At 28.4% G+C, this 20,814-nt stretch carries 19 protein-coding genes; 13 read left to right on the top strand and 6 right to left on the bottom strand.

The window, feature by feature from the left end; genetic code table 11:
- The first annotated feature begins 97 nt into the window (after window positions 1-97).
- Genes BVAVS116_RS01215 through BVAVS116_RS01205 form a run of 3 tightly spaced genes read left to right on the top strand, consistent with a single transcriptional unit; the run spans window position 98 to window position 2,159 of the window.
- Window positions 98-1,123, top strand: a complete 1,026-nt coding sequence (locus BVAVS116_RS01215; RefSeq protein WP_006068998.1) for a M23 family metallopeptidase — start codon at window positions 98-100, stop codon at window positions 1,121-1,123.
- Window positions 1,124-1,678 carry a bactofilin family protein gene (locus tag BVAVS116_RS01210; protein ID WP_006068703.1) on the top strand — a complete coding sequence of 185 codons (555 nt, stop codon included), beginning with the start codon at window positions 1,124-1,126 and terminating at the stop codon, window positions 1,676-1,678.
- Window positions 1,665-2,159: a YaaR family protein gene (locus BVAVS116_RS01205; protein ID WP_006068765.1), complete on the top strand. Its 495-nt coding sequence runs from the start codon at window positions 1,665-1,667 to the stop codon at window positions 2,157-2,159. Before BVAVS116_RS01210 ends, BVAVS116_RS01205 begins: the two co-directional genes overlap by 14 nt.
- Window positions 2,160-2,245: 86 nt before the next feature.
- Here BVAVS116_RS01205 and BVAVS116_RS01200 read toward each other — a convergent pair whose 3' ends face one another.
- From BVAVS116_RS01200 to BVAVS116_RS01185, 3 genes are all read right to left on the bottom strand, one after another.
- A complete protein-coding gene (locus tag BVAVS116_RS01200; RefSeq protein WP_095456332.1) occupies window positions 2,246-3,835 on the bottom strand; it encodes a glycerol-3-phosphate dehydrogenase/oxidase in 1,590 nt (529 codons plus the stop codon).
- A gap of 403 nt (window positions 3,836-4,238) precedes the next feature.
- Window positions 4,239-5,744, bottom strand: a complete 1,506-nt coding sequence (glpK, locus tag BVAVS116_RS01190) for a glycerol kinase GlpK (RefSeq protein ID WP_006068550.1) — start codon at window positions 5,742-5,744, stop codon at window positions 4,239-4,241.
- A gap of 43 nt (window positions 5,745-5,787) precedes the next feature.
- Complete coding sequence (locus BVAVS116_RS01185; protein ID WP_006068322.1) at window positions 5,788-6,552, bottom strand: MIP/aquaporin family protein; 765 nt, start codon at window positions 6,550-6,552, stop codon at window positions 5,788-5,790.
- Between the two features lie 407 nt (window positions 6,553-6,959).
- Between BVAVS116_RS01185 and BVAVS116_RS01175 the strand changes: the two genes are divergently transcribed.
- On the top strand, window positions 6,960-7,562 hold the full coding sequence (locus BVAVS116_RS01175; protein WP_006068545.1) for a deoxynucleoside kinase: 603 nt from the start codon (window positions 6,960-6,962) through the stop codon (window positions 7,560-7,562).
- A gap of 65 nt (window positions 7,563-7,627) precedes the next feature.
- Window positions 7,628-8,398: a hypothetical protein gene (locus BVAVS116_RS01170; protein WP_040351328.1), complete on the top strand. Its 771-nt coding sequence runs from the start codon at window positions 7,628-7,630 to the stop codon at window positions 8,396-8,398.
- Here the strand turns inward: BVAVS116_RS01170 and lnt are convergent.
- Window positions 8,338-9,903, bottom strand: coding sequence for an apolipoprotein N-acyltransferase (gene lnt, locus BVAVS116_RS01165; RefSeq protein ID WP_006068995.1), 1,566 nt, complete (start codon window positions 9,901-9,903; stop codon window positions 8,338-8,340). The genes BVAVS116_RS01170 and lnt overlap by 61 nt on opposite strands.
- A gap of 147 nt (window positions 9,904-10,050) precedes the next feature.
- Here lnt and BVAVS116_RS01160 point away from each other — a divergent pair, with 147 nt between their 5' ends.
- The 8 genes from BVAVS116_RS01160 to BVAVS116_RS01125 all read left to right on the top strand — a co-directional run bounded on the left by BVAVS116_RS01160 (window position 10,051) and on the right by BVAVS116_RS01125 (window position 17,045).
- Entirely contained in the window at window positions 10,051-12,057 is a 2,007-nt protein-coding gene (locus BVAVS116_RS01160; protein WP_006068202.1) for a hypothetical protein, read from the top strand.
- Window positions 12,058-12,089: 32 nt separating this feature from the next.
- Window positions 12,090-13,196 carry a redox-regulated ATPase YchF gene (gene ychF, locus BVAVS116_RS01155; protein WP_006068969.1) on the top strand — a complete coding sequence of 369 codons (1,107 nt, stop codon included), beginning with the start codon at window positions 12,090-12,092 and terminating at the stop codon, window positions 13,194-13,196.
- Between the two features lie 14 nt (window positions 13,197-13,210).
- Entirely contained in the window at window positions 13,211-14,038 is an 828-nt protein-coding gene (locus BVAVS116_RS01150) for a hypothetical protein (RefSeq protein ID WP_006068898.1), read from the top strand.
- 69 nt (window positions 14,039-14,107) lie between these two features.
- Window positions 14,108-14,365, top strand: a complete 258-nt coding sequence (rpsT, locus tag BVAVS116_RS01145) for a 30S ribosomal protein S20 (RefSeq protein ID WP_006068795.1) — start codon at window positions 14,108-14,110, stop codon at window positions 14,363-14,365.
- Window positions 14,366-14,377: 12 nt separating this feature from the next.
- Entirely contained in the window at window positions 14,378-14,704 is a 327-nt protein-coding gene (locus BVAVS116_RS01140; RefSeq protein WP_006068623.1) for an HU family DNA-binding protein, read from the top strand.
- On the top strand, window positions 14,705-15,112 hold the full coding sequence (locus BVAVS116_RS01135; RefSeq protein ID WP_006068653.1) for a bactofilin family protein: 408 nt from the start codon (window positions 14,705-14,707) through the stop codon (window positions 15,110-15,112).
- Window positions 15,113-15,191: 79 nt separating this feature from the next.
- Window positions 15,192-16,739: a transcription termination factor Rho gene (gene rho / locus BVAVS116_RS01130; protein WP_006068580.1), complete on the top strand. Its 1,548-nt coding sequence runs from the start codon at window positions 15,192-15,194 to the stop codon at window positions 16,737-16,739.
- Window positions 16,740-16,799: 60 nt separating this feature from the next.
- On the top strand, window positions 16,800-17,045 hold the full coding sequence (locus BVAVS116_RS01125) for a type B 50S ribosomal protein L31 (RefSeq protein ID WP_006068460.1): 246 nt from the start codon (window positions 16,800-16,802) through the stop codon (window positions 17,043-17,045).
- Between the two features lie 46 nt (window positions 17,046-17,091).
- On the opposite strand, the gene BVAVS116_RS01120 is transcribed toward BVAVS116_RS01125, so the two are convergent.
- Together BVAVS116_RS01120 and BVAVS116_RS01115 are read right to left on the bottom strand one after the other, a co-directional pair.
- Window positions 17,092-20,010: an insulinase family protein gene (locus BVAVS116_RS01120; protein ID WP_006068373.1), complete on the bottom strand. Its 2,919-nt coding sequence runs from the start codon at window positions 20,008-20,010 to the stop codon at window positions 17,092-17,094.
- Window positions 20,011-20,025: 15 nt separating this feature from the next.
- Window positions 20,026-20,727: a hypothetical protein gene (locus tag BVAVS116_RS01115; RefSeq protein WP_006068377.1), complete on the bottom strand. Its 702-nt coding sequence runs from the start codon at window positions 20,725-20,727 to the stop codon at window positions 20,026-20,028.
- Window positions 20,728-20,814: the final 87 nt, after the last annotated feature.

Below are 20,814 nucleotides of genomic sequence, written 5' to 3'. Positions count from 1 at the left end.
TTTTTGTACTAGGTTTTTATCGAAAAATTTGGATTTTTGTTTAAGATATTAAAATTAATTTTTTTGTTTGAGCGTGGTAATTTTGGTAAGGTTTCTTATGAAGAAAAGAATTAAATTTAAAATTATTTTAGGTTTCAAAGGAATTCTCAAGTTTTTTTTGGTTATTTATAATTCTTTGTTTATAGCCCTTAAAGTTATACGTTCTTTTTTAAAGCAAAATATTAGCTTTATGATTATTCCCCATGTTAAAGGGAATGTAAAAAATATTAAAATTTCTTTCTTGACTTTATTTTTCTTTTCTACTTTTTTTTTAGGTGGTTTTATAGGGTTTGTTTTGCTTGCTGTCAATTATGTTACTCTCTCATCAATTGTGAAATCTACAGAAAAAAATTACTCTTTAGCAGAATCTGAGATTGAAGATTTTAGAAATACAGTTGTGGAAATTAATTCTGTTGCAAAAAATTTTTCTAAAATTTTAGATGAGCTTAAAACTTCTTTAAAAATTAATTCTAATGGTGTTGATTTAAATAAGAATAAATTAGATGGAGATCTTTCTGATTTTATTGATTTGCAAATTTTAGAAGCTAATTCAATAAAAGAGCTTAGCGATCTTAAAAATATTAAAAGTAAAATAGAAAGTTCAATTCCCCCTCTTAAAAGCATAGTTAAGGTTTTGCATGCTCAGGATAAGCTTTTAAATGATATTCCTTCTCTATGGCCTCTTGCAGGTGGATCTGGAATTATTACTTTGCATTTTGGTCCTGCTATTGAACCTTTTACTAGGCAGTGGTACATTCACAAAGGTATAGATCTTGGGGGGGTTAGAATTGGAACTCCTATTGTTGCAACTGCTGATGGGGAGGTTGTTAGGGCAAGTTATCAATCAGCAGGCTATGGTAATTTTGTTCAACTTAAGCATAAGTATGGGCTTGCTACTCTTTATGCACATATGTCTCGCCTTAATACTTCTAAAGGGTCTTATGTTAAAAAGGGGCAAATAATTGGATTTATGGGACAGACAGGCTATGCAACAGGTCCGCATGTTCATTATGAGGTTCGTGTAGGTTCTCAAGTTATTAATCCCGATATGTATTTAAATTTAGCAACAGGAGCTTCAAAATAGATGTTAAATTTTTTGACTGTAAAAAAAGAAAGAAAAGCGTCACCTGTGTTTATTTTTGATGAAATAAAAACAATAGTGGGTGTTGGTGATTTTTTTAAAGGAGACTTAGTTTCAAATAATTTTATTCGACTTGATGGCGATTTTATGGGCACTATTAGTTCTACTAAAAGAGTAATTATTGGAGAGAGTGGAAGAGTTAAGTCTAGTATTGATGCTAATGAACTTGTTATTTCCGGAATGGTTGTGGGCAATATTTATGCTAAAAGCAAGATTAAAATATTTGCATCGGGATGTGTTATTGGGAATATTTCTTGTAAGTCTATTGAAGTTGAAGAGGGCGCTATTATTGATGGGTATATGGATATTGGCGCTGAGTATCTTAGAGCCCCTGAAAGAAATACATTTTTTTATACTGGTTCTTATAAAGTTAATGAAGACCTTTTAATTGAAATTAATAAAGAATATCAAGAAGAAAAAAGATCTTTTCAACCTTTAGAAGGTGAAGACGATAAATACTTTTCAAGTGTTATGAATAAAGTAGATGAAAATAAATAATTTAATTGCTGGAGCATTAAATCTTAATTCAAAAGATTATAAAAAAGGTGGCAAAAAAGTATTTTCTGATAAGGGTAATGTTTTTTCTTCGGTGTTTGAGATTGAAAGTGTTAAAGAGAATAAGCATTTTATTTTGCTTGAAAATGGTGAATTTAATCTTGATTTGATTAAAAATATGTTAGATGGAATTAACGAGATTGGCGAGAGGCTTTTGAGCGAGCCTTCCAGACAAAATGTGATTTTTTACAAAAAAGTTATTTCAGAATTTTTATCCATTATTATATCATCTTCTGTTTGTTTGAAAGAACAAAAAGGGGGTCGCTTGGGAGATCCTAAGCGACCCAAGTATAGAATTATTAAGATTATTAACGACAAGTTGGACAAACTTGCTTATTCTGTTTTACAAAATCAGATGACCCAAATTAAACTGTTAGATAGCATTGAAGAGATTCAAGGCTTGCTTGTGAATTTACTAATGTGAATTAAGTTTAAAACATTTAAAATATTTTAAACTTAAAATTAAAAGGGATTGTTTAACAATCCCTTTGTTTAATAGTAAATGTTAAATTAATTTTCAATTAAATATTTTTTACTTATTTCCGAAAAGCTTTTTATTTGTTCGTTTTTCCACTCTTCAGATTTATTTAATTTTTTCATCATTATTGCAGCAACTCTTGGAGCAGCTGCAATTGTAGCTTGAGGATTTAAAGGTAACGACCTTGTTCTTCTTGCTAAAACATCGTCAATAGTTTTTGCTTGCTCAAATTCAATTGAGAAAGCTATTTGAGCTTCATTTAAATCCAAGTCCTCGTGTATTTTTTTGTCAAAACCTTCCATATTTTTTAGAATTTCAAAGTCACTCCCATAAGCTCTAAAAGGTTCAGGAATTTTTAGTGCATCTTCTTTTTTAAGATACCCGTGTAACTTTAAATCTTCTGTAATTGATGTACGACTTGGTATTAAATTTTTTTCTATTGCCTTGAGCAAGGTTTTTTCTGCCATTTTTCTATATGTAGTATATTTCCCTCCCGCTATTGTAATAAGATTTGAATCTGATATAAATATTTTTTCATTTCTTGAAATTTTTGAAGTGTTGCCTTCAGCTTTTGGATCCATTATTAATGGTCTTATTCCAGTATATACACTTTTTATATCTGATTTTTCTATTTTAATATTTAAATAGTTGTTTAAATTATTTATTATAAAGTCAATCTCTTCATCAAATCTTTTAGGTTCTTCTTCTATCTCTTTTATTGGAATGTCGGTGCTTCCGCAAACAACACTACCATACCAAGGAATAGCGAATAAAATCCTATTATCACTAGTTTTAGGCATCAATATTGCATGATTTTTGGGAAATTTGTCTTTTTTAATTATTAAATGGCTACCTTGGGAAGGTTTTATAATGTTTAAAGCTTTTTCATTATCTAATCTTCTTATTTCGTCTGAAAATATTCCCGTTGCGTTTATTATACATTTGCTTTTCAATGAAATTTGTTCTTTTGATAATTTATCTTGTATGATAACCCCCGAGAGTTTTCCGTTTTCCTTGTTGAATTTTTTAAGCTCTGTGTAGTTAAGAGCAATACCCCCTTTTTCGGTAAAAGTTCTTAATAATGTTATTGCCATTCTAGCATCATCGAATGAATTATCGTAATATAGAATAGAGCATTTAAGGCCTTCTGTTTTAATATTAGGAGCTTTTTCAATGGTGGATGTTTTGGATAGTAATTTAGTTTTGTGTTTGGTAGTTTTTTCCTTTCCCATAAGATTGTGGTAATAACTTAATCCAAAATAATAATAAGGTATTTCTAAAATATTATAAATAGGGGTAATAAGTGCGCATTCGTTAATTAGATGAGGTGCATTTTTTTCCAGAATGGCTTTTTCGTGCAAAGCTTCTTTAACTAAAGAAATATTCCATTGAGCTAAATATCTTACTCCGCCATGAATTAATTTGCTTGATCTAGAGGAAGTTCCTTTTGCGTAATCAAATTTTTCTATAAGTATTACTTTATATCCTCTTGTGATTGCGTCTACTGCGATACCAAGACCTGTTGCGCCCCCTCCAATTATTATAAGATCAAATTCTTGATTTTCAAGATCTTTTAATTTTGTTTCTTTGTCATTATTCATGAAATTTAAATATTCCTCCATTTTAGTTAATTTATTTTTTTTAATTAAATGATAGACTTGAGAAATTCGCAAAAGATCATTTGTTTTAATTTTGTTAAATCGCACTGTAAATCAATTGCATTGGTAAATCTTTTAATTTTTATGATTTTTCTTTCGATTTAATATATTATTAACCATTTTTTGTATTTCTCCAATGAATTGAATCCTTTTTGCAAGGTGTAAATATTTTATTTCTTAAGTCCATGCGTAACATCAATGGATATCGATGAAAAAATTTAGTTAAGAGTTGTTCGTATAATCGATTTATTTGCTTGCCATTTATTTTTATTATATGTTGTTCTAATTTTAAAAAATCAAATAAATCATGCATAATTTTGTCTCCGATATATTCTTGTTATAATCTTTAAAGCACTGTTTTGAGCTTTTATAGATTATGAGAATTCTGTATCCAGGATTTTGATCTTTCAACTGCTTTGTTCCAGTTCTCAAGAAGTTTTTCTCTTTGATTTTTTGGCATTGAAGGTTCAAATATCTTATCTACTTGCCAAAGGCTTATGATTTCTTCGGCGCTTTGCCAATAACCCGATGCAAGCCCCGCAAGATAAGCAGCCCCAAGAGCAGTTGTTTCTGTTATTTTTGGTCTTACAACTTTACATTCTAAAAGATCAGCTTGAAATTGCATTAATAGATTGTTTTGACTTGCCCCCCCGTCTACTCTTAATTCTTGAATTTCAAAGTTGGGAATGGATTTTTTTACTGTGTTTAGTATATCAAAACTTTGAAATGCAATACTCTCAAGGGCAGCTCTTGTAATATGAGCTTTTGTTGATCCTCTTGTTATTCCGAAAATTGTTCCTCTTGCATAAGAATCCCAATGAGGTGCACCAAGCCCAACAAATGCTGGTACAAAATAAATTCCTCCATTATCTGAAACAGATCTTGCCAACGATTCTGCATCTGAGCTTTTTCTAAAAAGTTCAAGACCATCTCTTAGCCACTGAATTACGGCTCCACCAATAAAAACACTTCCTTCAAGAACATAAGTTACAGTTTTTTTTCTTCCCCATGCAATCGAAGTTAAAAGCTTTTCATGGGTAATAATTGGTTCTTTGCCTATATTTACCGTTAAAAAGCATCCAGTTCCATATGTATTTTTAGCCATACCTTTTTTAAGGCATGCTTGTCCAAATGTTGCTGCAAATTGATCTCCAGCAATTCCTGCAATAGGAATTTCTGCTCCAAATAGTGATTTATCTGTTTTGCCATATATTGTAGAACTTTCTTTAAGTTCGGGCAGAATTGCTTTTGGAATATTTAATATGCTTAAAAGTTCATCATCCCATTCTAATGTTTTAATGTTTAATAATAATGTTCTTGAAGCATTAGAATAATCGGTTGCATGTACTTTTTTCTGAGTCAGATTCCATAATATCCATGTATCTATTGTTCCAAAACATAATTCACCATTTTCAGCTTTTTGTCTGGCACCTTCTACATTATCCAAGATCCACAGTATTTTTGTTCCACTAAAATAAGAATCTAGAACCAAGCCTGTTTTTTCTAAAATAATTTTATCTTTTCCCTCTTGCTTTAATTGGTCGCAAATTTTTGCAGTTCTTCTGTCTTGCCATACTATTGCATTATAAATGGGTTTTCCTGTGTTTTTTTCCCACACAACTGTAGTTTCTCTTTGATTGGTTATTCCAATAGCATCAATTTCATTGGGCAAAATTCCTGAATTTGCCAAAGCTTCTGTTACAACTCCAAGTTGTGATCCCCATATTTCGGTAGGATCATGTTCCACCCAACTTGGCTGTGGATAAATTTGAGTAAATTCTTTTTGAGCAAGCCCTTTTATGTTTGCATTTTTATCAAATACTATTGCTCTCGAGCTAGTAGTACCTTGATCAATAGATAAAATATATTTCATAATTCTTCCTTTTTATTTTGACAAAGATACAGATAAATATCTTTTAATCTTTGTTATTTTTTAGTGTAAATTCGTAAATTGTAGCGCCTAAAATTGCTCCAATTATTGGACCAATTATTGGCACAATAAATATGCTTAGATTGTTAAAGCCATGATTTTTAAATCCAGCAAATAAGAGTAAAATTCTTGGTCCCAGATCCCTTGCAGGATTAATAGCATAGCCGTTCATTCCCCCAAAACTTATTCCTATTGCTAAAACCACTGATCCCACAATGAATGGAATAAATGGATTGTCATTATGTTTTTTTACAAAATCTCCAACAACAGAAATTAAAAACATTAGCAAAAAAGTTCCAAAAATTTGATCAATAAATCCAGGCAAAAATCCAGGAATAGCAGGGAAAGTTGCCATTATGCCTTGAGTATTTTCTAGGCCAGGGTCTATTTCTATCCATTTAGGATAAAATACAACAAGTGTTATTAATGCGCCTGTAAATGCTCCTAATATTTGCGCTACAATGTAGTGTAAGAGTTTTGAAACGGGAAATTTTCCAACAGTTGCTAATCCTATGCTAACAGCTGGGTTTAGATGTGCTCCACTAATTCTTGCTGATGTATAAATACCAAATGTTACACCCAATCCCCATCCAAATACTATATTTGTATACCCCCCTTTTATTATTTCTCCTGATATTTCAGGACTTGAGGGAAATAATACTGTCATTGCGACAGATCCAGTTCCTAGAGCTAATAGTATAAATGTTCCCAAAAATTCCGATATAAATTCTTGGAATTTTGTATAATTCATATTTTACCTCCTTATTTTTATAACAATTTTATTTTTTATTAAAGAGTTTTAATTTTTGATTTTTGAATTTGGATATATTAAATTTTTTTATCAAATTTTATAGTGTTTTTTTAATACAGTTAGGGTTTTTATATTATAGCCTCTTGCTTTCAAAAAAAATTAATATTTTTAATTATAAATTTATAAATTTCGTATTTAATATATTATTTTTAATTAAGATTAATGTCAATAATTTAAAAATTTTAAGTTTTAAATTATTGATTTCTTTTCTAAAAATTTATTTAAGGTTTTTTTATTTTATATTAAAATTTTTACATTGGATTTTTTTATTAGTTAAGTTTTATGTTTTAGCAATTCTTTTTTAGCTTATATGTGAGTTATTTAAGTTATTTTTGGAGGTAGACTTGGTGATTGTAATAGAAGGTTTAATTGGAGTAGGAAAAACTACTCTTGGAAATATTTTATCAAAGGAGTTGAAAGTTCCTTTTTACAGTGAACTGAATAATGATTTTACTTTGGCTATTTTAGGTAAATTTTATAAGGATAAATCCAGATGGGCATTTCCAGTTCAAATTAATTTTCTCAATGAAAGGTTTAAGTTAATAAAAGGTGTGTTTAGAACAAAAGGGGGCATACTTGACAGATCTATTTATGGTGATTGTGTGTTTGCGGCTCTTTTAAATTGCGATGGATATATTTCTGACGAGGAGTATAAAATATATATCGATCTTCTTGATAATATGCTTGAACATTCTCAGCGACCAAGTTTGCTTGTTTATCTTGATTGCAGTATTGATGAGGTTGAGCGCAGAATTAAAAATAGAAATAGAAGCTTTGAAATGAATATTCCCAGAGATTACCTTGAGGGTCTTAATAGGAAATATTTGAAGTGGTATAATGAATACAGCTTATCTTCAAAGATAAAATTTTCTTACGATGAAATAGATATTTTTAACGAAGAAGATAAGAATAAGGTCATTTCTTTAATTAGAGATAAACTTGTATTATAATTACTTATAGTAGATTGACATTCTTTTGTTTTATTTTAAAGGTTGAGTGTTAATGGAGGTTCTTAATGGGGAGATTATTTCTTCTGTATTTTTTATTTTCTTTTGTTTTTTTGAATTTGTTTGCTCAAGATAGTTCTTCTTATGTTGATAAGCAAAAAGAGCTTGCTATTTTTTATTATGAGGTTGGTCAAAGGTATATAAATGTTGGTAAAGTTAAAAAGGGAAAACTTTTCCAAGTAAAAGCTTTAAAGATTTATCCAGATTTGAAAAAGGGAGTTAATATCAAGCTTGCAGTTAAAGAGCTTGATGCTAGAATTAAGGATGACAATTCCAAGGTTGTTATGCTTGAGGATGTTAAACTTGAGGAGATACCCGGAATAGTGCACGAAAAAATAGAAATCAATGATTTTACAAATGCTCCTAAAATAGAATATATTGCTCAAAGAGAGAGAAGTAAAAATCAAGATAAATTTATTAAATTCCAATTTGGAAAGTTTGCAAGAGCTTTAATTTCTCAAAAATTTGATTTGGTTGACTCTGTTATTGCAGATAAAATTAATGTTATGGGTCAGTTTAAATCAAAAGATGATTTTATATCAATTTTATCAAATGCTTCATCTAAAATTGATGCGGATGAGCGAGAGTATTTATCAGTTGATGATTATTACGATTTAAAGTCTTTAAAAATTTCAAAGTCCAACGATACTTCCTTTTCTGTTAATGTGAATGCTAAGAAAAATGACTTTACTAAAAATTTTCCATTTTGGAAAGAACGTCAGACTTTAATTTTTACTAAAGAGGATGATAATAATTGGTTTTTATCTTCTATAAAGTAAAATCTTAGTGTTGTAATTGCAAACATTATTATTAATATATATATAAACGAGTCTCCAATTTTTTCATAAATGGTTGTAAATGTTGGAGACAGTTTTACTGTTGATAATAAGTAGCCTTTTGTAAAAGTTTCTAACTTTTCAGTACTTTCTCCATATTCGTTGACGACCGCAGTAATTCCTGAGTTTGTAGCTCTAATGGTTTTGATTCCATTTTCAATGCTTCTAAATTTAGACACAACAAAGTGTTGCCATTCTGCTGAATTTGTTTTTGACCAAGAGTCGTTTGAAAAGTTTAACAATATATTAGCGCCTTGGATTTTGTAAAATCTTGAAAGTTCTGGAAATGCATCATCATAACATATTAAGGGGGCAAATTTAAATTTTTTCAATTTCAATATTTCAATTTTATTACCTTCAATCTGTCCCAAGATTCTAAAATTTTTTAAAAAAAAGTTTCTTACAAATTCATATTCGTAAAACGGAATTTTTTCTGCAAAAGGGACTAAGAATATTTTAGAGTATATGTTTGCAATGTTAAGGTCTGGCTCTATCATATAAATAGAATTTTGTTGAATCCCTATAGTTTTGTCTACATTTGAGGGAGCACCAATGGCAAATGGGATTTTATGTTCTTTTATAAAATTTTTCAGCTCATTATGCAAGCTATAGTTTTTAAAGTACTGGTCTTCTTTGCTAAAAGGGTAGGTTAGTACTCCTTCGCTCCAGATTACAAATTCTATTTGTGGATTTTCTTTTAAGGCTTGTTCTGTAATTGTAATAGAATCTCTTATTCCTTTCTCGTCATTTCCAGGCAACCATGGGTCAATATTAAGCTGAATAGCTGCAATGTTTAGACTATCTATTTCTTTTGATAATAAGCTTTTTAGTTCTGTTTTTTTAAGTATTCCGTAAGTAAAAGATGTTGTTACTAATAATATTGGAAATATTGTGTTTAGCAAATTTGTTTTGTTTTTATGGATTAAAAAATCTGCAATTCCTGAGTTTAAAAAGTAGACTGCAAATGATACAAAAAATACACCGAAAATGTCTGCTATTTGAATTAAATTATTGAAGTTGTTTACTGTAAAAGCTGCAAGTCCCCAGGGATATGCTAAAAATCCAATTGATCTTAAGTAATCATAAAATGTAAAAAGCATTGTTATTGTTATTGCTTTATTTTTAAAGCTTTTTAAAGAGTAATAAAGAAAATAACCTAAAGTTAATGAATATGGAATGTATCCTATTAACACTCCTATGAGTGTAATCCATCCAAATGCATGAAAAAATCCAAGCCAAAAATTTTGCAAGCAGTTGGCTATTATGAAGTAAAATACGGTTAATCCTATTAATGTTTTTTTATCTTCTATTTTGTTTAAGGCTAAAAAAAGCGGTACATAAGCAATAAATCCTAGGATTGAATATCCGGTTTCTTTAATTTCATTTGGAATTGCAAGTGTTGTAAGAATTCCTGAAAATGCGGCTAGGCAAAGATATCTAGTTTTCATTTTTCCTCTTTTTTACTATTATTAGTAGTAGCATAATGATGTAATATATTTAACATTATCATTAATAATTTTATATGATAGCATTAAATTTTGTATTTTTTTGGAGAATTTATGCTTGTAATAGGTCTTTAAAGAGTAAAGGAGATTATGTTAGCTTTTGTTTTTATTGGTTTGTTTTTTTTAAATATTTTTAGTTTGCATGCTCAAGGAATAGTTACCAATAAAGATGCTCAAGAAGAGTTTAAATGGGCTCTTAATTCCTATAATAATGGAATTTATGATGATGCTCTTTTATCTTTTAAAAAAATTTTAAGCTTTGATCCTAATAACCTTGATTATCATTTTTGGACTGGTAATGTTTATTACAGACTGGGTTATGTTGAAGAAGCTTTAATGGAATGGAGAAATTTAAAAGATCAAGGCTATAAGGTTCCCTATCTTAGACATTTGATTTCTACTATTGAGCAAAGGAGAGGGATTTTTTCAAATTACGAACTTAATTTTAAAAAACTTGTAAAAGTTGCTTCTCTTGATAATTCTATTTACAAAAGGCCACACGGGTATCAGATTACGTCTTTGAGGGCTGATAAGTACGGTGGATATTATGCTGCTAACTTTGTAGGTAATGAAATATTGTATTTTGATGTCAATAATAATGTTAATACTTTAGTTAAAGATGGATTTAGTTATTTAAAATCACCTTATGATGTTATTGAAGCTAATAATTTGCTTTATGTGACTCTTTATTCAAGCGATGAAGTTGGTGTTTACGACAAAGTTCTCGGAGTTAAAAGGAAATCTATTGGGAAAAAAGGCACAAAAGATGGCGAATTGCTTGCTCCCCAGTATATGGCTATTGATAAGAGAAACTATATTTATGTGAGCGAGTGGGGAAATAAAAGAGTTAGTAAATTTGGACTTGATGGCGATTTTATTCTGCATTTTGGTTATAGAACTTCAGGTTACAAGGGTCTTTTGGGTCCTACAGGTGTAACTTATTTGAATGAAAATATTTATGTTGCAGATTCTTTGAGAAATACTATTGAAGTTTTTGATACTAGCGGCAATCATTTGTATTCAGTTTTTACTTCTATTGAAGGAATAGAGGGTCTTAGTAGCGATTTTGCCGGTAACAATGTTATAGTATCTTCAAAATATGGTGTTTATAAGTACAATATTGCTAAAAAGACAATTACAAAAATTTTAAATGCAGATAAAGCGAATTCTAAAATTTCTTCATCTGTTTTGGATGCCAATAATCAGATGATTGTCTCAGATTTTAATAATGCCAAGGTTTCAGTTTACAAGAGTGATTCAAGTCTTTACGACAGTTTAAATGTTGATGTTAGAAGAATAGTTAGACTTGGAGGTCCTAAAATTTACGTTGAGCTTAATGTAAGCAGCAAAAGCGGGTTACCGGTTGTTGGACTTAAAAGTGAAAATTTTTCAATTGCAAATGAAAATTATTACATTGTCAATCCTAAAGTAGCGTACAATGTAAATGCTTCAAAAGACATTAATATAGCAGTTGTTTTTGATAAATCTTCTTATATGAAAAATTATGATCTAGATCAAATTGTAGGTTTAAATGCTTTAATGGAGTCGTCAAAAAATAAAAACTTTAGTTTTATAAATGCAACAAATGTGCCTATTATAGATAATATTGAAAGCTTGACAAATAATATTAGAAATACAAGTTCTCTTGGTCCTTATAGTACAGATTTGGTAAAGACAGATGTTAGTTTAAAGTTGGCAGGTTCTGGGCTTATGTCAAAAAGCTCAAGAAGAGCAGTAGTTTATTTTAGTGGTGGTGTTTTAAATCGCAAAGCTTTTGAAAAATACTCTTTAGATACAATAGTAAGCTATTATAAAAATAATGATATAAGGTTTTACTTAATATTATTTGGCAATGATCCTGTTAATAGCAAGCTTCAGTATTTAGTTAATGAGACAGGTGGTGCTATAATTCCTTTTTCGTCTTATGAAGGAGTATCTAAAGTTTATGATTTAATTTTAGAACAAAAAACAGGTACTTATTTGCTAGAATATTATTATCCAGGTCCTCAAGAGCCTAATAAATATTTTAATTTATCTGTTGAGGTAAATATGAATCAACAGACAGGAAGGGGAGAGTTTGCATATTTTATTAATTAGATTGCTTTTTAATTTTATTAAGGGTTTAAGATATGAAACTTAATGCAGGAATTGTGGGACTTCCCAATGTGGGCAAATCTACTTTATTTGCATCGTTGACATCATCTAAAGTTGAGATTGCTAATTATCCTTTTTGTACTATTGAGCCAAATGTAGGGATAGTAGAGATTCCTGATGAAAGGCTTTTGAAAATTGCAGGGTGTATTGTTCCACAAAAGATTATTCCTGCTGTTATGGAATTTGTGGATATTGCAGGTCTTGTTAAAGGAGCATCAACAGGTGAAGGACTTGGTAATAAATTTTTGGCTAATATTCGCGAAGTTTCTCTTATTGTTCATGTTGTAAGATGCTTTGAAGAAAAAGAAGTTATTCATATTAATAATGAGATTAATCCTGAGAAAGATATAACCACAATCAATATTGAGCTTTGTCTATCAGATCTTGAAACTGTTCAAAAAAGCCTTCAAAAGCAAGAAAAAAATGTTAAAAGCACTGATAAAAAAATTAGTGAATCTTCTAAGGCAATTGTTTTAATGCTAAAAAGACTTGAAGATCATTTAAGCAATATGAATCCTGCTATTGAGTTTGAATTTGATGATTTCGAATACAATTTTATTAGAACGTTAAATCTTTTGACTTTTAAAAAAGTTTTGTATGTTTGTAATGTCGATGAAAATTCACTTAGTGGCAATAAATATACAGATATTGTAAAAAATATTGCTTTGAAAGAAGAAAATGATTTTTTAATATTATGTGCCAAAATTGAAGCCGAGCTTGCTGGAATAAAGGATATATCTTATAAAAATGAAATGTTAGAATTATTTGGAATAAATGATAGCGGTCTTAGTAATTTGATAAAAAAAGCCTATTATACTTTGGGGCTTAGAACTTATTTTACAGCAGGTTTGCAAGAAGTTAGAGCTTGGACATTTAAACAGGGTACGAAAGCTCCTAAAGCTGCTGGAATAATTCATAGTGACTTTGAGAGGGGTTTTATTAAAGCAGAAGTTTATTCTTGTGAGGATTTGTTTAAATTTCAAAGTGTTCAAAAACTAAAAGAGAAAGGACTTGTTAGAATTGAAGGTAAAGAATACCTGGTAAGAGATGGAGATGTAATCTTTTTTAAATTTAATGTTTAGATTTATTTTATATTATGGGTAATTTATTTTTCAATAATATAAAATTAATTAGCTTGTTTGTTTTCAATATTTCAATTTGTTTGCTTTATTTATTTTTGTATGATACAAATTTTTTTTACTTTGTTCTGGGGCTTCTTTTAGTAAATTTTTTTGTAATTCTTTTTTATTTAAGATATTTTTGTTCTATTTCTTTTAAGGGATCTAAGATTTATTATAAGAGTAATTTTTTAAGTTATAATTTTGATTTTAATGACATTATTTCGTTTGAAAAAAGATTGACAGACAATGTTTTGATTTTAAAATTAAAAAATAAAAAAAAGATTAAGATTTGTTTTTTGATAGGCAATGGTTCAAGTGAATTATTCAAAGAGCTTAAATTACAAAGAAAAGATTTGTTTATTTCAAAATTGGAAAATTTTCCAATAAGATATTATTTGTCTTATGCCTATCTTTGCATGTTTTTAGCTCGTATTATAATTAGTTTATTAGTTTATTATATTTCATTAAGCAATATATTCATTTTTTTATTTATTTGTTTTATTGACATTAAAGTTTTGTTAGGTGATTTTTTGGTTATTAGTAATGTAGTGTTATTTTATGAATTTAGAAAAGATTCAATTTATGAAAGAAAAATCTTTAAAGGTGAAATTTATTTTTATGAATTTTTTGAAAAAATTTTTATTACCAGAGAATTTGAATTTAACAATAAAAATTATTTATGTTTTTCTTATAAAGGGAATCATTCGGCAAAAAAAGTATATATTTTGAATAAAAAAATTTCTTATTCCATGCAAAAGGTTTTTGAATATATTAATCAGAATTATAATACTGAATTAACTTAAGCTTTGATTGACTATATTTAAATTAGTTGGTATATTAAATTCATTGTTTAATAAATTAAGGAGTATCACTTGAGAAAAAATGCATCTGCATTGAAGCGCTCTCGTCAAAATTTAAAAAGAAAGATTAGAAATGTAAGTGTAAAAAGTGAATTAAAAACAATAGAAAAACGCTGTATCAACTTGATTAAAGCGGGTAAGAAAGACGAAGCTATTGAATTTTTTAAGTTTGTTGCAAAAAAACTAGACACTGCTGCTAGAAAGCGAATAATTCATAAAAATAAGGCCGCTAGAAAAAAATCTCGTTTAAATGTTTTGCTGTTAAAGTAAGGAAATTAGTTTATGTCTTTTCCAAGAAGACCAAAGATTACTAAGTCAGATATTGTTGATCAAATATCTTTGAATATTAGGAATAATAATCTAAAATTAGAAAAAAAATACATAAGACTTGTAATAGATGCTTTTTTTGAAGAGCTTAAGAGTAATCTTTGTTCGAATAATGTTATTGAGTTTAGATCTTTTGGTACATTTGAAGTTAGAAAAAGAAAGGGACGTTTAAATGCTCGCAATCCTCAAACAGGGGAATATGTTAAGGTTTTAGATCATCATGTTGCATATTTTCGTCCAGGCAAAGATTTAAAAGAGAGAGTGTGGGGTATTAAAGGTTAAATGCCGGTTAATTTGGTAGATTCTTATAAATGGGACTGTAAACTGGATTCTAGTTTAACTTTTAGAGGAAAATTAAAATTTGAAGGAACTTTGTATCTCGATTCTTCTTTTGAGGGTGAAATATCTTCGAAAGGGGGTGTGCTTTTTATTGGTAAGAACAGTAAGGTTATCACCGATGTGGTAATTTGTGATACATTAATACTAGAAGGAATTTTGAAGGGCAATGTAAATGCTGCTAGTAAAGTTTATTTAAACAGTGGTTGTAAAATATATGGGGATGTAAAGACAAAAAAAATATTTATTAATGATAATATAATTTTTGATGGTAAGTGTGAAATGATAAAATCTAATGAAATTGTAGATTTGTTTTCTTTCACCGTTTCACAAATAAAAGATACTTTACAATAGGGTCGGTATTTTTTATTAATTAATAATAAGTAGATTTTTATAAAATCCTTTCTCAAAAATTTAATTCGTAGAGGAAATTATGGATAAAAAAAATGGTGGATTTGATTTAGAAAGTGAAGTAAGGCGGTTGGATGTTTCTAAAGAGTTTAAGATTGAAGATAATTTGAAAAAAAAAGTGGTTAAAGTTGTTGCCAAAAAGGATTCTGCATCTAACGTGACAAAATCTTCAGATTTAAGTAGTGCAAAGGATTCAAATGGTGTAGTATTTTCTGAATTTGATTATGATATTCCTGCTTCGGGCTTAGAAAATAACATTAAAACTTTAGAGCAAAGCAATATCATTAAGTTTTTTAATGGAAAAGATTATTTAGAGGTTGAAAAACTTTATGACAAGCCAATTACAGAGGTTAGAAAAATTGTTGAAGGTCTTGGAACCAATCATACTATTGCTGTAACAATGAAAAAAACCGAATTAATATTTTTATTGGTGAAAATATTAAGTGAAAATAATATTAATGTTTTATTTACAGGTGTGCTTGATGTACTTAGTGATGGCTATGGATTTTTGAGAACTGCATCAAATTCTTATCTTTCAGGAGGTAATGATGTTTATGTTTCTCCTTCTCAGATTAGACTTTTTAATTTAAGGACAGGTGATATTTTATATGGTCAAATTAGATCGCCTAGGGATGGTGAGAGATTTTTTGCCATGGTTAAAATTAAATCTATTAATAATCAAGATCCTACGTTTGCTCAAAACAGAATACCTTTTGATAATTTAACCCCTCTTTATCCTAATATTAAATTGAATCTTGAATATGAAAATTGCAATATTTCTACAAGGCTTATTAATCTTTTTTCACCTATAGGTAAGGGACAAAGGGCTTTAATAGTGTCCCCTCCAAAAGCGGGAAAGACCACTTTGCTTCAAAAAATAGCTAACGCAATAACTACCAATTATTCGGATGTTATTTTGATGATATTGCTTATTGATGAGAGACCAGAAGAAGTTACAGATATGATTCGTAGTGTTAAAGGCGAAGTGATTGCATCTAATTTTGATGAGCAGGCTAGTAGGCACGTGCAGGTAGCAGAGATGGTTATTGAAAAGGCAAAAAGGCTTGTTGAAAACAAAAAAGATGTTGTTATTTTGCTTGATTCTATTACAAGGCTTGCAAGGGCATATAATCAAACTATGCCAACTTCTGGTAAAATTTTATCAGGCGGAGTAGATTCTAATGCTCTTCATAAGCCAAAGAGGTTTTTTGGATCTGCTAGAAATATTGAAGAAGGGGGAAGTTTGACTATTATAGCTACTGCTTTGGTTGATACTGGTAGTAAAATGGATGAAGTTATTTTTGAAGAATTTAAAAGTACCGGTAATATGGAATTAATTCTTGATAGAAGTTTGGCAGACAGAAGACTTTTCCCTGCTATTAATATTAAAAAGTCAGGCACCAGAAAAGAAGAGTTACTTCTTAGTGAAGAGGAGCGCTCTAAGATTTTGCTTATTAGAAGAATATTAGGAGGTGTTGATGATTATGAGGGAGTTGAAGTTCTGATAGAAAAGATGAAAAAAAGCAAAAATAATGAGATCTTTTTAAAGACAATGAGTAATGGTAATTAAAAAAATTGACATTATTTCTAATGTCAATTAAACTTTAGTGAAGGTTAAAAGGAAGGTTTTATGAAAAAAGATATACATCCTAAAAATAATTTAGTTGTATTTAAAGACGGATCAAATGGAGCAATGTTTTTAACCAGGTCTACTTTAAATTCAAAGGAAACTATTAAATATATTGATGGAAAGGAATATCCACTGATTACTGTGGAGATTACAAGTAAATCACATCCTTTTTATACTGGTCAACAAAAGTTTGTTGATGCTGCAGGAAGAATTGATAAATTTAATAAAAGGTATAAAAAGTCCTAAAAATTTAAAAATTTATTAGTTTTTTGCATGAGATTTTGAGAAAGTATTAATAAATTTTTTTTACGTTATATTCTTTTCCTATTAATTTTTCCAGATTGTTTTTTTCTTCTTCATATGTTTGGTTATTTACTAAAGATGCAATGCTATTGTGTTGTTTTAATTGTGTTAGAATCTTTTCGGATGTTTCTTTAATATCTTGGGGTGTAATTGTAAAGTAGGCATCTCGAATGGCTTGTCTTAAACTATCACTAATATTTAACATTTTTCTTCTATAGCTTTGCAAAGCTTCTGTAGCTTTAGTTTTTACATAGATATTGTTTCCTATTAAACCTATTAAGTAGGTATAAATCTCTTCATTTGTCATTTTATTATTAACTAATTCTTCTAAAGAGTTTTCGAAAGCCTGGTACGTTTTAATAAAATTAGGGTCTCTGTAGGATGCAAAAGAGAAAATTCCGTTAGCAATCGATGCGCTTGCTCCGTATGCACCGCCTATTACCCTTATTTTTTCCCAAAAAATTCCACTTCTTAATATATGCTCTAAAAAATTTGCTTTTGGATAATTCTCATCGTTGATTTTGTAAGTAGGAAAACATATGGCATTGAAAGCTACTTTTGATTGGATAATTATTATTTCTTTTAATGTTTTGTTGTTTGTCTCGATATTGAGCAATCCATCGTAATAATTATTTTCTTTTAGGTTTTCTTTTAGATTAAAAAATTCATTTTCCAAGGTTTTAAGAATATCGTCAGTGTTTCCCATTATTAGCGCAGATAGATTGTTTTTTAAAATTATTTTATTTTTTAGATTGTCTAATTTATTTGCGATTTCTTTTAAAGACTCTGTATCAATTTTTATTTTTTGCCAAAATTCTCTACCTGTTATTCCATTTTGTAATTCTTTTAAATATTCATTTAATTTTAGCTTTGATTTGGACCTTAATATTGCCAAAAGATGTCCTTTGGGAATTAATAAAGATTTAAAATCGTTTTTTAAGCTTAGTGTTATTTCTTTTAACCTCTCATAATCATGGAAGTTAATATTAATTAAAATTTCTTTGATCAGTTCAAATGATTCTTTAACCTTATGGTTAAAAGATTTAAAGCTAATATTAAATGAATTTAAAATGTTTTCATTAATATTTTCGTCGTAATTTTCAGATATATTTATTTGTCCTAAAGTATTTTGGATTTTATTGTTAATATCTATGTAAGAATAGTTTCTTGTAGATAAATCTTGGAGAGCTCTTTTGAATAAAGATAGGTATATATAATCTTCTTTTTCTAAAAAATTTAGTTTAAAAAATAAGTTTACATTAAAAATATTGTTATTTTTAAATTTAAAAGAATGTAAATTTAGTTCTTTTATTTCATTAAGATCTAAACTTTTTTCTATTTGTTTTGGTAAATCTTCTATTTTTAGTAAAGGAAGTTTTGCTATATCTGCTTTAGAATCCTTTTTATTTTGGTATTTTTTAAACTGATTATAGTCTTTTTTAAATTGTAAAAATTCTTCTGGATTTTGTTTAATTTCAATTTCCTTTGTCATTAATTTTTTTTCAATTTCTTCTTCCATTTCTTTTTCTGTATCATGTGATGGAATAAAGCTTATTAATGTGTAATGATTGTTAAGTATTAAATATTTTTCGATTAAATTTTCGAAGTAATCAATTCCTTTTTCTAATTTATTTGTAATTTCATTTATATAGTAGCTTGTTTGCAATGTTTTGATTGGATGCATGCCATTTAGCCATCCTTTAAAACTTTTTATCATTAAAGCAATGGGGAAATTTTGCCCTTTTTCTTCTTTTAGAGCAAATTCGTAGCCAAAAAGAATTCCTTTTATTAGCTCTTTTGGAATTTTATTTTTTACTAAATTTTTAAGCTCACTAAAAATTAAATTTTTAAATTCTTTTTCTTTTTTTTCAACAACATTTTGAAGCCCAAATGAAAAAATGGATTCTTTTAAATCCGTATTGATTCCGCTAACGTGAGCTATATCTTCGCCAATCCCGCTTTTTAAGATATTGATTGTGAATGAACAAGAATCATCCAAGAGTATTTCTGAGAGAATTTCAAGACCAATACTGTCTTCAATGTTGTTAATTTCTGTGCAAAGCCAATTTATTGTGTATACCCCTCCAAGAGTATTATCGTTTTCTTTAGGAATTTTGTATGTTAATTTTTTTCCTTTTTCCCATCTTTTAACGTTTTCTATTTCAATATTAACATTGCTTTTTTCTTTTTTATAAGGCCTTATTATATATTTTTCAATGAAATTTAGATTTTTTTCAGTCTGAGTATTCCCACATAAAAATATTTTGCAGTTTTCAAGTGTATAGTATTTTTTATAAAAATCTAAAAAACTTTCATAGGTAAGATCAATAATATTTGTTGGAATTCCACCCGAATCGTATTTATATGCTCCTTCTTCAAAAAGAGAACTACTTACTATTTCGTTGATTAGAGAATTTTTATTTGAGTAGCTACCTTTCATTTCATTAAAAACAATTCCAGATACTTTAAAATCTTTTGGATTTATATTGTATCCTTCTTGCATAAATGATTCTTTTTTAAGCAGCGGGTGAAATATAGAATCGGCATAGATATGAAATAAATTAAAATAGTCTTTTTCGATTGTTGATGCTGCTGGGTAGATGGTTTTGTCTGGGAATGTCATTGCATTTAAAAATGTGTTTAGACTCCCCTTTAATAGATAAAGAAATGGATCTTTTATTTTATATTTGTTAGAACCACAAAAAATTGTATGTTCTAAAACATGTGCAACCCCGGTATTGTTTGAAGGTATTGTCTTGAAAGCTATGCAAAATGCATGTTCTTTAAAAGAATCACTTTTTAAGTGAAATACTTCAAGACCGCTGTTGTGTTTAAAATAAGATCCTTCTGCATCATATTCTTCTAAATAAGTTTTTGAAATTAGCTTAAAAATTTTTTTCCTTTTCATTTATGGTTTTAATCCTTATTTTACAAATTGTTCTATTTCGCTTGCATTAAATTCAAATATGTTTTGTAGCTCCTCTGTATCGTCCAGTTTAAATGTGTATTCTGGAAATTTAATAATAATTTTTTTGTTTTCAAAGTAAATTACTGCTTGCTGTAAATCAAATAATAATTCGTTAGGTAAAATTTTTTCTTTAATTTTTTTTATAAAAAATGGGAATGCTTCATCTGTTTTAATTATGTCGTCAATGTTATAAATATAATGTCCGTTATCTTGAATGTAATAGGTTCTGTAATTTGTAATAGGACTATTATGTATTTCTTGAGTTGCAATAAGTATTATTGTATAAGTGTTGTACCCATAGTGAATTTCATAGTCTATTTTTAAGCTAAATTTTTTGTCCTCAGGTTTAAGCTCGTTACTAACAATATCAAGTCTTGCTACAATTTGACTTACATATTCGTTAAGCTCAGTATTAAATTCTTCAAGATTTCCCTTTTCTTTTCCTTCAATTATTAGCTTGGGTATTCTAATATTGTATTCATAAAATTTTGATTCTTCTTTTGAACTCATTGAATTTATTATTAAAGAATTCATTTCGTTGCTATTTGAGTTAATATCTTTAAAATTGATTTTGGTAGTTTTTTTTGCACATCCGTTAAAAATCATTAATGTAGATATTAACACAAAAGTTACTTTTATTGTTCTTGGATTTAGCATACTACGATTTCTCCCTGCAATATTTATTCTAATCCTGTTATAAGATATTATATAATAACCTTGATATGAATTAATATTATTTGTAAT

Origin of the sequence: Borreliella valaisiana VS116 (genome assembly GCF_000170955.2) — a bacterium.
Taxonomy (GTDB): Bacteria; Spirochaetota; Spirochaetia; order Borreliales; family Borreliaceae; genus Borreliella; species Borreliella valaisiana.
This window is presented reverse-complemented; position numbering and strand designations above follow the sequence as displayed.

Bases quoted from the DNA above. Each gene is read 5' to 3' on its own strand.
- BVAVS116_RS01135 (WP_006068653.1), top strand. From the start codon at position 14,705: ATGCCGGTTAATTTGGTAGATTCTTATAAATGGGACTGTAAACTGGAT.
- BVAVS116_RS01200 (WP_095456332.1), bottom strand. From the start codon at position 3,835: ATGGAGGAATATTTAAATTTCATGAATAATGACAAAGAAACAAAATTA.
- glpK (WP_006068550.1), bottom strand. From the start codon at position 5,744: ATGAAATATATTTTATCTATTGATCAAGGTACTACTAGCTCGAGAGCA.
- ychF (WP_006068969.1), top strand. From the start codon at position 12,090: ATGAAACTTAATGCAGGAATTGTGGGACTTCCCAATGTGGGCAAATCT.
- lnt (WP_006068995.1), bottom strand. From the start codon at position 9,903: ATGAAAACTAGATATCTTTGCCTAGCCGCATTTTCAGGAATTCTTACA.
- BVAVS116_RS01185 (WP_006068322.1), bottom strand. From the start codon at position 6,552: ATGAATTATACAAAATTCCAAGAATTTATATCGGAATTTTTGGGAACA.
- BVAVS116_RS01205 (WP_006068765.1), top strand. From the start codon at position 1,665: ATGAAAATAAATAATTTAATTGCTGGAGCATTAAATCTTAATTCAAAA.
- BVAVS116_RS01150 (WP_006068898.1), top strand. From the start codon at position 13,211: ATGGGTAATTTATTTTTCAATAATATAAAATTAATTAGCTTGTTTGTT.
- BVAVS116_RS01120 (WP_006068373.1), bottom strand. From the start codon at position 20,010: ATGAAAAGGAAAAAAATTTTTAAGCTAATTTCAAAAACTTATTTAGAA.
- BVAVS116_RS01160 (WP_006068202.1), top strand. From the start codon at position 10,051: ATGTTAGCTTTTGTTTTTATTGGTTTGTTTTTTTTAAATATTTTTAGT.
- BVAVS116_RS01210 (WP_006068703.1), top strand. From the start codon at position 1,124: ATGTTAAATTTTTTGACTGTAAAAAAAGAAAGAAAAGCGTCACCTGTG.
- BVAVS116_RS01215 (WP_006068998.1), top strand. From the start codon at position 98: ATGAAGAAAAGAATTAAATTTAAAATTATTTTAGGTTTCAAAGGAATT.
- rho (WP_006068580.1), top strand. From the start codon at position 15,192: ATGGATAAAAAAAATGGTGGATTTGATTTAGAAAGTGAAGTAAGGCGG.
- BVAVS116_RS01140 (WP_006068623.1), top strand. From the start codon at position 14,378: ATGTCTTTTCCAAGAAGACCAAAGATTACTAAGTCAGATATTGTTGAT.
- BVAVS116_RS01125 (WP_006068460.1), top strand. From the start codon at position 16,800: ATGAAAAAAGATATACATCCTAAAAATAATTTAGTTGTATTTAAAGAC.
- BVAVS116_RS01170 (WP_040351328.1), top strand. From the start codon at position 7,628: ATGGGGAGATTATTTCTTCTGTATTTTTTATTTTCTTTTGTTTTTTTG.
- BVAVS116_RS01115 (WP_006068377.1), bottom strand. From the start codon at position 20,727: ATGCTAAATCCAAGAACAATAAAAGTAACTTTTGTGTTAATATCTACA.